Raw genomic sequence first — 12,624 nt, 5'->3', positions numbered from 1 at the left:
GAGTCGGCGGCTGGTGGAGCGGGCCCGGGCGGCGCTGCACGACGGGCACCCGGACGCCGCGGGGCTGATCCCGCTGGCCCGGGCGCTGGGCGTGTCGCCGTACCGGTTGAGCCGGGAGTTCCAGGCGCTGGTCGGGGTGCCGCTGACCCGGTACCGGAACCGGCTGCGGGTCGGTCGGGTGCTGGACCGGCTGGAGGACGGCGTCGACAGCCTCGCCGAGCTCGCCGCCGAGCTGGGCTTCGCCGACCAGGCGCACCTGACCCGGACGGTCCGCGCCCAGCTCGGGCACACCCCCGGGGAGGTCCGCCGCCTGCTGAGCTGAGCCGACCCCGCCGCCGCGGAGGGTGCGCGCGGAGGGTCAGCCCGGCAGGAAGGAGAAGCGGACCTTGCGGGTGGGGTTGTCGCCGTTGGTGTCTACCAGGCAGAGGGACTGCCAGGTGCCCAGCGCGAGCCGGCCGTCCACCACCGGCAGCGTCGCGTACGGCGGGACGAACGCCGGCAGCACGTGATCCCGGCCGTGCCCGGGCGAGCCGTGCCGGTGCCGCCACCGGTCGTCGGCGGGGAGCAGATCGTCGATCGCCCGCAGCAGGTCGTCGTCCGACCCGGACCCGGCCTCGATCAGGGCGAGCCCGGCGGTGGCGTGCGGCACGAAGACGTGCAGCAGGCCGTCACCCTGCCCGGAGACGAACCGCTCGGCCTCGCTGGTGATGTCCCGGACGGTCGGCCGGGACCCGGTCTGGACGGTGATCACCTCACTGCGCACAACTCGCATTCTGTCCCGGCATCTCGCCCGCCTGCTAGCGCACCCGGTGATCGCACAAAGTTACTGGTGGGTACCTGTGTTGAGCGTCGCGTCTAGGGGAGGGAGACGTGACGACTAGCGCTACGAGGGGGCAGGATGGCGCTAGAGACCTATCCCACACAGAACCGAGCGAACGCCTGTGGCTACGGAACGCAAGCGCCCGGTGATCACCGCTGGTCTGCCGAGCCAGCTTCCGGACATCGACCCTGAAGAGACCAGCGAATGGGTCGAGTCGCTCGACGGTGTCATCGACGAGCGCGGAACCAAGCGCGCCCGGTACGTCATGCTGCGCCTGCTGGAGCGGGCCCGCGAGCGCCAGGTCGGGGTGCCGTCCCTGACCACCACCGACTACATCAACACCATCCCGCCCGAGCGCGAGCCGTGGTTCCCGGGTGACGAGCACATCGAGCGACGTATCCGGGCCTACATCCGGTGGAACGCCGCGCTGCTGGTGCACCGGGCGCAGCGGCCGGAGATCGGCGTCGGTGGACACATCTCCACCTTCGCCAGCTCGGCGTCGCTCTACGAGGTGGGCTTCAACCACTTCTTCCGCGGCAAGGACCACCCGGGCGGCGGCGACCACATCTTCTACCAGGGCCACGCCTCCCCCGGCATGTATGCGCGGGCCTTCCTGGAGGGACGGCTCAGCGAGGACCAGCTCGACGGGTTCCGCCAGGAGCTGTCCCACCCGGGCGGCGCCCTGCCGTCGTACCCGCACCCGCGGCTGATGCCGGACTTCTGGGAGTTCCCCACCGTCTCCATGGGCCTCGGCCCGCTGAACGCGATCTACCAGGCCCGGTTCAACCGCTACCTGCACCACCGCGGCATCAAGGACACCTCCCACCAGCACGTCTGGGCGTTCCTCGGTGACGGCGAGATGGACGAGGTCGAGTCGCTCGGCGCGATCGGGGTGGCCGCCCGCGAGGAGCTGGACAACCTCACCTTCGTCATCAACTGCAACCTGCAGCGCCTGGACGGGCCGGTCCGCGGCAACGGCAAGGTGATGCAGGAGCTGGAGGCCTTCTTCCGGGGCGCCGGCTGGAACGTCATCAAGGTGGTCTGGGGCCGGGAGTGGGACCCGCTGCTCGCGGCGGACACCGACGGCGCGCTGGTGAACCTGATGAACACCACCCCCGACGGTGACTACCAGACCTACAAGGCGGAGTCCGGGGCGTACGTCCGGGAGCACTTCTTCGGCCGTGACCCGCGTACCCGCAAGATGGTCGAGCACCTGAGCGACGACGAGATCTGGAACCTGAAGCGGGGCGGCCACGACTACCGCAAGCTCTACGCGGCCTACAAGGCGGCGATGGAGCACACCGGTCAGCCGACGGTGATCCTGGCCAAGACGATCAAGGGCTGGACGCTCGGCTCGCACTTCGAGGCGCGCAACGCCACCCACCAGATGAAGAAGCTGACGCTGGAGGACCTCAAGCTCTTCCGCGACCGGCTCTACCTGGACATCCCGGACAAGCAGCTGGAGGAGAACCCCTACCTGCCGCCGTACTACAACCCGGGTGAGAAGTCCGACGAGATCCAGTACCTCAAGGAGCGGCGCCAGCAGCTCGGCGGCTACCTGCCGTCCCGGCGGACCACCGGCAAGCGGCTGCAGATCCCCGGCCCCGAGCGGTTCGCCGACGTCAAGCGCGGCTCGGGCAAGCAGAAGGTGGCCACCACGATGGCCTTCGTCCGCCTGCTCAAGGACGTGATGAAGGACAAGGAGTTCGGCAAGCGCTGGGTGCCGATCATCCCGGACGAGGCCCGTACCTTCGGCATGGACTCGCTCTTCCCGACGGCGAAGATCTACTCGCCGCACGGGCAGCGGTACACCTCGGTCGACCGGGAGCTGTTCCTGTCGTACAAGGAGGCCATCGGCGGCCAGATCCTGCACGAGGGGATCAACGAGGCCGGCTCGGTCGCCTCGTTCACCGCGGCCGGCACCTCGTACGCCACGCACGGCGAGCCGATGATCCCGATGTACATCTTCTACTCGATGTTCGGGTTCCAGCGGACCGGCGACGGGCTCTGGGCGGCGGCGGACCAGATGGCGCGCGGCTTCCTGCTCGGCGCGACGGCCGGCCGTACCACGCTGAACGGTGAGGGTCTGCAGCACGAGGACGGCCACTCGCTGCTGCTCGCCGCCACCAACCCGGCGGTGGTCGCGTACGACCCGGCGTTCGCGTTCGAGATCGCGCACATCATGGAGAGTGGCCTGCACCGGATGTACGGCGAGGCGCAGGAGAACATCTTCTACTACCTTACCGTCTACAACGAGCCGATCTTCCAGCCGGCCGAGCCGGAGGGCGTGGACGCCGAGGGCATCGTCAAGGGCATCTACCGCTACTCCCCCGCTCCGAAGGTGGACGGGAACGCCCCGAAGGCCAACATCCTGGCCTCCGGCACCGGCATGCAGTGGGCGCTCAAGGCGCAGGAACTGCTCGCCGAGGACTGGGGCGTGGCGGCCGACGTCTGGTCGGTGACCTCGTGGACCGAGCTGCGCCGGGACGCGGTGGAGTGCGAGGAGCACAACCTGCTCAACCCGGGCGCCGAGCAGCGCGTGCCGTACGTGGCGCGGAAGCTGGCCGACGCCGAGGGCCCGAAGGTCGCGGTCAGCGACTGGATGCGCGCCGTACCGGACCTGATCGCGCGCTGGGTACCGGGTGACTACACCTCGCTCGGCACCGACGGGTTCGGCATGTCCGACACCCGGCACGCGCTGCGCCGGCACTTCCACGTCGACGCCGAGTCGGTGGCGGTCGCGGCGCTGCGGCAGCTCGCGCTCCGCGGCGAGGTGCCGGCGAACGTGCCGGCCGAGGCGGCCAAGAAGTACGCCCTGGAGGACGTCAACGCGGCCCCGGTCGGCGAGACCGGCGGCGACAGCTAGGACGTACCCGACGACAGGGCCCGGCGCGGTGGCACCGCGCCGGGCCCTTCGCTTTCTCGGGCCGGGTCTCAGCCCGCGGCGCGCACGGCGTGGGCAGCGCGGGCGGTCAGCTCGGCCACGAACGGCTCGACGGCCGCCCGCCAGCCGTCGGGGTTGTCGTAGTACAGGACGTGGCCGGCGTCCGGCAGCACCGCCCAGCGGCCGTCGGGCAGCAGCTCGGCCATCTCCCGCTGCCGGTCGACGGGCTGGTCGCTCTGCGCGCCGGCCACCACCAGCGCCGGGCAGGTGACCGCGGCCAACTCGGGCCGGTGGTCCCGCCCGGACCAGTGCGCCAGCGAGGCGAGCACGTGGTCGGTCCGGGCGAGGGGCCGCCAGCCGTCGGGGCCGCCGGTCATCACCTCCACGAAGGAGTCCCCCTCGGTGCGGCGCTCGGCGCCGAAGTAGTCGCGTACGTCCGCCAGGGTGGGGAACGGCACCGGCCAGTCGGCCAGCCAGGCCGCCCAGCGGTCCAGCAGGTTCGGCGGGGTCACCGGGTTCATGTCGGCGATCACCACCCCGGCCACCAGGTCGGGACGGGCACCGGCGAGCTGCCAGGCGGTGAGTCCGCCCATCGAGTGCCCGATCACCACCGCGGGGGCCAGGTCGAGCGCCTCGATCACCGCGGCCGCGTCGCCGACGTAGGCCGGCCGGTCGTACGGGCCGTCGGGCTTGTCGCTGTGGCCGTGGCCCCGGGCGTCGTACCCGACGACGCGACCGTGCCGGGTGAGCCAGCGGGCGGTGGCCGTCCAGTTGGCGGCGCGGCCGGTGAGCCCGTGCAGCAGCAGGATGCCCGGCCCCTCGCCCCCGAAGTCGATCACGTTGAGCCCGGTCCCGTCGTGTCCCTCGACGCGCATGTGTCCTCCATACCTCGAATCGAGGTACACCGTATCGAGGCATCGCCCGACGAGGCAAGGCAGAATGCGGGAATGCTGGAGTTGGCGATCCTGGGGTTCCTCGGTGAGGGGCCGCTGCACGGGTACGAGCTGCGGACCCGCATCTCGCAACTGGCCGGGTACGCCCGCCCGGTGAGCGACGGCAGCCTCTACCCGGCGATCAACCGCCTGGAGCGGGCGGGTCTGCTCACCCGGCAGCGGGAGCCGGGTGCCGCGGCGGCACCCCGGCACACCCTCTCGCTCACCGAGGCCGGGCGGGACGAGTTGCGGCGCCGGCTGCGCGAGCCGGCCGAGCTCGACGTCACCGACCAGAACCGCTTCTTCACCCTGCTCGCCTTCCTCGGCCAGCTCGCCGATCCGGCGGCGCAGGCGGCCGTCCTCCAGCGGCGGCTGGACTTCCTCGACCAGCCGGCGAGCTTCTTCTACACCGGCGACCGGCCGCAGCGCGCCGCCGACCAGGCCGACCGGTTCCGCCGCGGCATGCTGGTCATGGCCGCGGCGATCAGCCGGGCGGAGCGGGCCTGGCTCCGGGAAGCCATCGCCGAGCTGCGGGAGCAGGCCGGCTGACCGGCGCAGAGTCGACGACGGTCCGGCGCCCCTGGCGGGGACGCCGGACCATCACCATCGCGGGCGACGCCGGGACAGGTCCGGTCAACCGACGGCGGCCAGGTCGGTCAGCCGGGCCAGCGAGTCCTCCAGGTCGGCGCCGACCCGGCGCAGGCCGAGCCGAAGCAGCGCGGCCTTCACCGGACCGGCGGGCCAGCGCACGACGATGAGCCGTACGACGGTTCCGCCCTCCTCCTCGCCCGGGGTCAGCTGGACGTAGATCTCGGTCCGCGCCTCGGCCCGGGCACCGGCGCCCTTGGCCCGCTCGCGCCAACCGATCAGGGTAGGCTCCTGGTAGGCGATCACCTCGGCCTCGTGCGCCGCGCCGCGCCCGGCCTGGACCAGCTGTCGCCGGCCGAAGCCCTCCCCCGAGAGGACCTCGGCCGCGCGAACCCCCGCCAGCCAGGCCGGCAACTGCTCGGCCCGCTGCACGACGTCCCAGACCGCTTCCACCGGCGCCATCACGTGCGCACTGCGTTCCACGAGGATCATGTCTGTCTTTCCTCCAGTGAGGACATCCGCGATATTCGGCACTGTATGCGCAAAATTGGACTTACCTGGACGGGTTCGTAAAAGACACGCCGAAGAGCCTTGCCCCGGCGTCGCCGTCCGCCTATGGCGCATCGGCGGCGTGCGCCCTAGAGTCCCGAGCACGCTTCGCGTTTCTCGGGAGGGCGAATGACGACCGCGCCGATGCCGGAGTTCCCCGCCGGATTCCGCTGGGGGGTCTCCACCTCCGCGTACCAGATCGAGGGCGCGGTCACCGCCGACGGCCGGGGACCGTCCATCTGGGACACCTTCGCCCACTCCCCCCGCCGGATCGTCGACGGCAGCACCGGCGACGAGGCGTGCGACCACTACCACCGGTACGCCGAGGACGTCGCGCTGCTGGCCGAGTTGGGGGTGTCCGCGTACCGGTTCTCGATCGCCTGGCCCCGGGTGCAGCCCACCGGCGAAGGCGCGGCCAACCCGGGGGGGCTGGACTTCTACGACCGGCTCGTCGACGAACTGCTCGGCCACGGCGTCGACCCGGTCGCGACCCTCTTCCACTGGGATCTGCCGCAGGCCCTGGAGGACGCCGGGGGCTGGCTCAACCGGGACACCGCCGCCCGCTTCGCCGAGTACGCCGACCTGGTCGCGGCCCGCCTCGGCGACCGGGTGAAGCTCTGGATCACGCTCAACGAGCCGTTCATCCACATGAGCCTCGGGCACGGGATGGGCGTGCACGCTCCCGGCCGGATGCTGCTCTTCGACGCCTTTCCGGTGGCCCACCACCAGCTGCTCGGCCACGGTCTGGCGGTGTCCGCCCTGCGCGCCCGCAGCACCAGCCCGATCGCCATCGCGAACAACTACTCCCCGGTGCGGCTCCAAGGCGACACCGACGCCGACCGGGCGGCCGGAAACGCGTACGACGCGCTGCACAACCGGCTCTTCACCGACCCGCTGCTCGGCCGCGGCTACCCGGAGGGGCCGGGCTTCGACCCGGCCGTCGTCCGCGACGGCGACCTCGACGTGATCGCCGCGCCGATCGACGTGCTCGGCGTCAACTACTACAACCCGACCGGGATCCGGGCGGCGGAGGAGGACTCCCCGCTGCCGTTCGAGATCGTGCCGCTGGAGGGGTACCCGCGTACCGCCTTCGACTGGCCCGTGGTGCCGGACGGGCTGCGCGACCTGCTGCTCTGGCTGCGCGACACGTACGGCGAGGCGCTCCCGCCGATCCAGGTCACCGAGAGCGGCTGCGCGTACGACGACGTACCGGACGCCGACGGTCAGGTCGACGACCCGGACCGGATCGCGTACCTGGACGGGCACCTGCGCGCGGTGCGGGCGGCGATCGACGAGGGCGTGGACGTCACCGGGTACTTCGTCTGGTCGCTGCTGGACAACTGGGAGTGGGCGGAGGGGTTCACCAAACGGTTCGGCCTGGTACACGTCGACTACGCCACCCAGCGGCGTACGCCCAAGGCGTCGTACGGCTGGTACCGGGACCGGGTGATCAAGCCGTGACCACCGTCAACCCGACGCCGGCGTCGCTGCCGGCGGCGCTCGCCGAACCCACCGTGCCGGTCCGGCGGAGCTGGATCGCGCTGATCTTCGCGGCCAACCTGGGCGTCTGGATGGCCTTCTTCACCCCGATCCAGGTGCTGCTGCCGCAGCAGGTGGAGCGGATCGCCCCGGCCGACAAGGAGGCGATGCTGGCGGTCGTCACCGGGCTCGGCGCGCTCGCCGCGGTGCTGGCCAACCCGCTCGCCGGGGCACTGTCGGACCGGACCGTGATCCGGCTGGCCAACCGGCACCTCGGTCGGCGGCACGTCTGGACCGCCTCCGGGGCCGTGGTCGGCGCACTCGCCCTGGTGCTGCTGGCCCGCCAGCAGACCATCGCCGGGGTGGCCCTCGGCTGGGTCGCCGCGCAGGTCTGCTTCAACGCGATGCTGGCCAGCCTGACCGCCGCCATCCCGGACCGAGTGCCGGTGGCCCAGCGCGGCGGCGTCTCCGGCTGGGTGGGCATCCCCCAGGCGCTGGGCCTGGTGGTCGGCGCGGTGCTGGTGACCGCCGTGGTGACCGGCAACGCGGCCGGCTACGCGGCCATCGCGCTGGCGATGCTGCTGCTGTCGCTGCCGTTCGCGCTGCTCACCGAGGACGACCCGCTGCCGCGGGAGCACCGGTCGGCGCTGGGGCTGCGCGGTCTGCTGGCCTCGATGTGGATCAGCCCCCGCCGGCACCCCGACTTCGCCTGGGCCTGGTTCACCCGGTTCCTGGTCCAGACCGGCAACGCGCTCGGCACGCTCTACCTGCTGTACTTCCTCACCGACGGGGTGCGCCACCCCGACCCCGAGGGCGCGCTGCTGGTGCTGATCCTGCTCTACACGGCCGGGATGATGCTCACCGCCGTGATCGCCGGCCGGCTCTCCGACCGGTCCGGCCGCCGGAAGGTCTTCGTGATCACCTCGGGCCTGATCATGGCGGTGGCGGCGCTGCTGCTCGCCATCGCCCCGACCTGGCCGATGGCGGTGACCGCCGCGCTGCTGCTCGGCGCCGGCTACGGCGTCTACCTCGCGGTGGACGCGGCCCTGATCACCCAGGTGCTGCCGACGGCCACCGACCGGGCCAAGGACCTCGGAGTGATCAACATCGCGAACTCCGCGCCGCAGGTGCTCGGCCCGGCGATCTCCGCCCCGATCGTGGTCCACCTGGGCGGCTACCCCACCCTCTACGGGGTCACCGCGGCCGTCACTTTGCTCGGCAGCGCGCTGGTCCTCAAGATCCGTTCGGTCCCCTGACCGGCCCCCTGACGGAAAGCGGTCGCGGGCGGCCGTAGGCTGGAGGACGTGACGGTACGTGTACGCTTCGCCCCTTCCCCGACCGGTATGTTCCACGTCGGCGGCGCCCGCTCGGCGCTGCAGAACTGGATCTACGCCAAGCAGCAGGGCGGGGTGTTCGTCCTGCGCATCGAGGACACCGACGCGGCCCGCAACAAGCCCGAATGGACCGAGGGCATCCTGTCGGCGCTGGACTGGATCGGCATCGAGCGGGGCAGCTACGAGGGCCCGTACTTCCAGTCGCAGTACGCGGGCGAGCACCGCGCCGCCGCCCAGCGGCTGTACGAGGCCGGCCGGGCCTACTACTGCGACTGCACCCGCGAGGACGTGCAGGCCCGCACCGGCTCCCAGTACCAGGGATACGACGGCTTCTGCCGCGACCGGGGCCTGGAGCCCGGCCCGGGGCGGGCGCTGCGGTTCCGTACGCCCGACGAGGGCGAGACCGTGGTGGTGGACCTGATCCGCGGCGAGCCGACCTTCGAGAACAAGCTGATCGAGGACTTCGTCATCGCCCGGGGCGACGGCTCGCCGGTCTTCCTGCTGGCGAACGTGGTCGACGACATGGCCATGGGGATCACCCACGTTATCCGCGCCGAGGAGCACCTGCCCAACACCCCGAAGCAGCAGCTGCTCTGGGACGCCCTCGGGGTCAAGCCGCCGGTCTGGGCGCACGTGCCGGTGGTGGTGAACGAGAAGCGGCAGAAGCTCTCCAAGCGGCGCGACAAGGTCGCCCTGGAGGCGTACCGGGACGAGGGCTACCTCGCCGGGGCGATGCGCAACTACCTGATGCTGCTCGGCTGGGCGCCGTCGGGCGACCGGGAGATCGTCCCCTGGTCGGTGATCGAGGAGGAGTTCCGGCTGGAGGAGGTGAACCCCTCCCCGGCGTTCTTCGACGAGAAGAAGCTGCGCGCGTTCAACGGTGATTACATCCGGGCGCTGCCGGTCGAGGACTTCATCGTCGAGTGTCAGCCGTGGCTGACCGGCACCGGGACCATCGCGCCCCCGCCGTGGCTGCCGGAGGAGTTCGACCCGGCCGCGTTCGCCGCGGTGGCACCGCTGGCTCAGACCCGGATCGCCGTGCTCAGCGAGATCGTGCCGAACGTCGACTTCCTCTTCCTGGCCGACCCGCTGATCGACGAGGCGGCCTGGGCCAAGGCGATGAAGGAGGGCGCCGCGGAGCTGCTCGACGCCGCGATCGCCGCCTTCGAGGCGCTGGAGTCGTGGCACGCCGAGTCGCTCAAGTCCACGCTGGAGGCGGTCGGCGCGGAGCGCGGCCTCAAGCTGGGCAAGGCCCAGGCGCCGGTCCGGGTCGCGGTCACCGGCCGCACCGTCGGGCTGCCGCTCTTCGAGTCCCTCGAGGTCCTCGGCCGCGAGCGCACCCTGACCCGCCTGCGCGCCGCCCGGGTCCGCCTGGTCTGACGGGTACGCCGGCTTTCGCCGCCCCTGTTTCACGGAAAGAGTGGCCATCCCCGCGGAATGGCCACTCTTTCCGTGAATGTGTCCGGGGAGGGCGCGGTCAGCGTGGCCTGGTGCGGCGGTACAGGAGCAGGCCGCCGCCGAGCAGGGCGAGCACGACCATCGCGCCGAGCGCCCAGAGCCACCCGGATCCGCCGTCGTCCCAGCGGCGGTCGGCCGCCGGCACCACGTCGGCGGCCGGCGTCGCCGAGACTCCGGAACCGGTCGGCGCGGCGGGTGCCGCCGTGGTCGGTGCCGAAGCACCGGCGGAGGGCGGTCGGGCGGACGTACCCGTGGTGAGGGTGAAGCTGATCTCCCCGGTCACGGCGTGCCCGTCGATCGACGCGACCCGGTAGCCGACCACGTAGCGACCGGCCGCGCCCGGGCTGAACGGCACGCTCACCCGGTTACCGGAGAACGTCGGCGCCCCGCCCGTCGCCGGCGCGTCGGCAGGCCCGGTCACTGTGATCTTGGTCGTAGCAGGGGCCGGGGTGGCGAGGAAGCGGAGCTCGATCCGCTTGGGCGCGGCGGCCAGTCGCGCCCCGTCCCGCGGATCGCTGCCGGTGAGCGAGTTGTGGGCCGCGGCCGGGGTCGCCGGAAGCACCACCGACACTCCGAGCGCCACCCCGAGAACCGCGATCCGGGTACGTGTCGCACGTGCGACTCTGCCCCCCATGCACTCCTCCGTAACGGTACGATCCGCCCGCTGATCAACGGCTGCTCATTAGTCGGTACGAGATCGCAGATAGTTCCAATTACTGTTCCAGCAGCTGCAACCGAGCGCCGTTCTGCGGAGTCTTTGAGGTGGGCACCCGGTCCGCGGGTACGACCACCGCCATCGGCCGATCAAGCGTGACCTGCAGCGAAAGCCACCCATCGAACGGGGCGAGGAGGCGGCGATGGTCCGGAAGGTGAAGCGGCTGCTCGCCGCGGTGACCGGGGTCCTGATAGCGACGGGCTGCGCGCTGGCCCTCGTCGGCACGGAGGCGGCCCGGGCAGCGGCGCCGGCCGCGCCCAAGCCGCCGCCGGCCGGGGTGGACATCACCGGTGACCGGCTCACCCAGCCGCTGCGGCTGCGCGCCGACACCCAGCACGCCGAGGTGGTCGCGGTCATCGACCAGGTGAGCTGGCTGGGCCGCACCGGCCTGCAGCGCGGCCCGGCGGCGAAGGACCTCGGTCCGAAGTACACGGTGGTCGTGCTCGTCGGAGACGTGCCGAAGCAGACGTACGACCTCTACCCGCTGGCCAAGGGCGGCCCCCGGGTCTACCGGCCGGCCAAGCAGCCCGACCTGAGCAAGACCCGGGCCGGCTGGTTCCTGGGCCGGCTCAACATGTCCGAGACGCTGCGCAGCGTCGGGGTGCCGCTGGAACGGCAGTTCGACACGGTCAGCGGCGGCGTCGGTGGCGGGGAGCGGGTCATCCCGGAGGAATCGCTGAACCCGGTCCAGGACATCGACGAGGCGTTGGCCGAGCTGCAGCGGCTGCTGCTGCTCAACGTCGGGGTGGTGCTGGTCATCACCGTCGGGCTCGCCGGCATCGCGCTGCTCGTCCGCCGCCGCACCCGCTGAGCCGGCGGCCCGGGCCGCTCAGACCTCGAGCACGACCTTGCCGCGGACGTGTCCCGATTCCACCAGCCGCTGCGCCTCGGCGGCCTCGGCGAGCGGGAACGTCCGCGCCACGTGCACGGTGAGCCGGTCGGCGTCGACCAGGCCGGCCAGCACAGTCAGATCGGCGGTGGACGGCTTGACGAAGAGGTAGCTGCCGCCCAGGCGGGTGACGTGCTCCGGGGCGGCGGTGGAGATCAACCGGGCCGGCCGGGACAGCAGCTGGGCGGAGATGTCCAGCGCCTCCCCGCCGAAGAGGTCCAGCGCCACGTCCACCCCGTCGGGCGCGACGGCGCGGATCCGGTCCAGCAGGCCGTCGCCGTAGCTCACCGGCTCGGCACCGAGCGCCCGGACGAAGTCGTGGTTGGCCTCACTCGCCGCGCCGATCACCCGGTGCGCGCCGAGCGCCCGGGCGAGCTGCACCGCCAGGTGGCCCACCCCGCCCGAGGCACCGTGCACCAGGACGGTGTCCCCGGCGCCGGTCCGGGCGAGCTGCAACGCCTGGTACGCGGTCAGCCCGGCCAGCGGCAGCCCGCCCGCCTCCGCCCAGGACGCCTGCACCGGCTTGTCGGCGAGCGTCCGCTCCGGGGCGGGCACCAGCTCGGCGTACGTGCCGTACTGGATGTCGTCGCGCCGGACGTACCCGATCACCTCGTCGCCGACGGCGAAGCCGGTCACCGCCGGCCCGGCCGCGGCCACCACCCCGGCGGCGTCCCAGCCAGGCACCAGCGGAAAGTGGCTGGGCATCGCGCGAGCCAGGTTGCCCTCGCGAACCTTCCAGTCCACCGGGTTCACCCCGGCGGCACGCACCCGCACCAGGACGGTGTCCGGGCCGACCGGCGGATCCGGAAGCTCCCGCAGGGCGAGCTCGTCGGCGGAGCCGTACGCGTCGATCGCGATCGCCTTCACCCTGCTCACGCTAGTGGCCGGGCGGCGGCCGCGGGGTCAGCACCAGCGCCGCGGCGGCCTTTCCCGGCGGACGGTCCGGTTGCCGGGGCGGACCGCGCCGTGCCGGTGG

General features: G+C 72.3%; 12 protein-coding genes. 7 read left to right on the top strand and 5 right to left on the bottom strand.

Translation table 11 applies throughout. The annotated features are described in order from the left end of the window. Window positions 1-322 (top strand): helix-turn-helix transcriptional regulator (locus tag DKL51_RS28920; protein ID WP_148097879.1); only part of this gene is annotated, 322 nt, incomplete at its 5' end. Window positions 323-358: 36 nt separating this feature from the next. Here the strand turns inward: DKL51_RS28920 and DKL51_RS28915 are convergent. Further along, a complete protein-coding gene (locus tag DKL51_RS28915) occupies window positions 359-763 on the bottom strand; it encodes a YjbQ family protein (RefSeq protein ID WP_185734951.1) in 405 nt (134 codons plus the stop codon). 178 nt (window positions 764-941) lie between these two features. On the opposite strand from DKL51_RS28915, the gene aceE reads away from it, so the two are divergent. Next, the gene (gene aceE / locus DKL51_RS28910; protein WP_124812783.1) at window positions 942-3,686 is read left to right on the top strand and encodes a pyruvate dehydrogenase (acetyl-transferring), homodimeric type; all 2,745 of its coding nucleotides are present in this window, start codon (window positions 942-944) and stop codon (window positions 3,684-3,686) included. A gap of 68 nt (window positions 3,687-3,754) precedes the next feature. Here the strand turns inward: aceE and DKL51_RS28905 are convergent, their stop codons facing one another. Next, window positions 3,755-4,579 carry an alpha/beta fold hydrolase gene (locus DKL51_RS28905; RefSeq protein ID WP_124812781.1) on the bottom strand — a complete coding sequence of 275 codons (825 nt, stop codon included), beginning with the start codon at window positions 4,577-4,579 and terminating at the stop codon, window positions 3,755-3,757. A gap of 72 nt (window positions 4,580-4,651) precedes the next feature. Here DKL51_RS28905 and DKL51_RS28900 point away from each other — a divergent pair, with 72 nt between their 5' ends. After that, window positions 4,652-5,185 (top strand): PadR family transcriptional regulator, encoded by a 534-nt coding sequence (locus tag DKL51_RS28900; RefSeq protein WP_109964519.1) that lies wholly within the window; start codon window positions 4,652-4,654, stop codon window positions 5,183-5,185. Between the two features lie 84 nt (window positions 5,186-5,269). Here DKL51_RS28900 and DKL51_RS28895 read toward each other — a convergent pair whose 3' ends face one another. Next, on the bottom strand, window positions 5,270-5,716 hold the full coding sequence (locus tag DKL51_RS28895; RefSeq protein ID WP_109945962.1) for an SRPBCC family protein: 447 nt from the start codon (window positions 5,714-5,716) through the stop codon (window positions 5,270-5,272). A gap of 186 nt (window positions 5,717-5,902) precedes the next feature. Here DKL51_RS28895 and DKL51_RS28890 point away from each other — a divergent pair, with 186 nt between their 5' ends. The 3 genes from DKL51_RS28890 to gltX are packed head-to-tail and all read left to right on the top strand — an operon-like array spanning window position 5,903 to window position 9,966. Beyond that, window positions 5,903-7,234 (top strand): GH1 family beta-glucosidase, encoded by a 1,332-nt coding sequence (locus DKL51_RS28890; RefSeq protein WP_109964518.1) that lies wholly within the window; start codon window positions 5,903-5,905, stop codon window positions 7,232-7,234. Next, a complete protein-coding gene (locus tag DKL51_RS28885) occupies window positions 7,231-8,508 on the top strand; it encodes an MFS transporter (RefSeq protein WP_109945964.1) in 1,278 nt (425 codons plus the stop codon). Before DKL51_RS28890 ends, DKL51_RS28885 begins: the two co-directional genes overlap by 4 nt. A 48-nt stretch (window positions 8,509-8,556) precedes the next feature. Continuing rightward, window positions 8,557-9,966 carry a glutamate--tRNA ligase gene (gltX, locus tag DKL51_RS28880; RefSeq protein WP_109945965.1) on the top strand — a complete coding sequence of 470 codons (1,410 nt, stop codon included), beginning with the start codon at window positions 8,557-8,559 and terminating at the stop codon, window positions 9,964-9,966. Window positions 9,967-10,063: 97 nt separating this feature from the next. On the opposite strand, the gene DKL51_RS28875 is transcribed toward gltX, so the two are convergent. Beyond that, window positions 10,064-10,678 carry a copper resistance CopC family protein gene (locus DKL51_RS28875; RefSeq protein ID WP_109945966.1) on the bottom strand — a complete coding sequence of 205 codons (615 nt, stop codon included), beginning with the start codon at window positions 10,676-10,678 and terminating at the stop codon, window positions 10,064-10,066. A gap of 223 nt (window positions 10,679-10,901) precedes the next feature. Between DKL51_RS28875 and DKL51_RS28870 the strand changes: the two genes are divergently transcribed. Then, window positions 10,902-11,570, top strand: coding sequence for a hypothetical protein (locus DKL51_RS28870; RefSeq protein WP_109945967.1), 669 nt, complete (start codon window positions 10,902-10,904; stop codon window positions 11,568-11,570). An 18-nt stretch (window positions 11,571-11,588) separates the two neighbouring features. Here the strand turns inward: DKL51_RS28870 and DKL51_RS28865 are convergent, their stop codons facing one another. Next, entirely contained in the window at window positions 11,589-12,515 is a 927-nt protein-coding gene (locus DKL51_RS28865) for an NADP-dependent oxidoreductase (protein ID WP_109964515.1), read from the bottom strand. Window positions 12,516-12,624 lie beyond the last annotated feature (109 nt).

It is taken from the genome of Micromonospora globispora, from assembly GCF_003857015.1.
Classification (GTDB): domain Bacteria; phylum Actinomycetota; class Actinomycetes; order Mycobacteriales; family Micromonosporaceae; genus Micromonospora; species Micromonospora globispora.
This window is presented reverse-complemented; position numbering and strand designations above follow the sequence as displayed.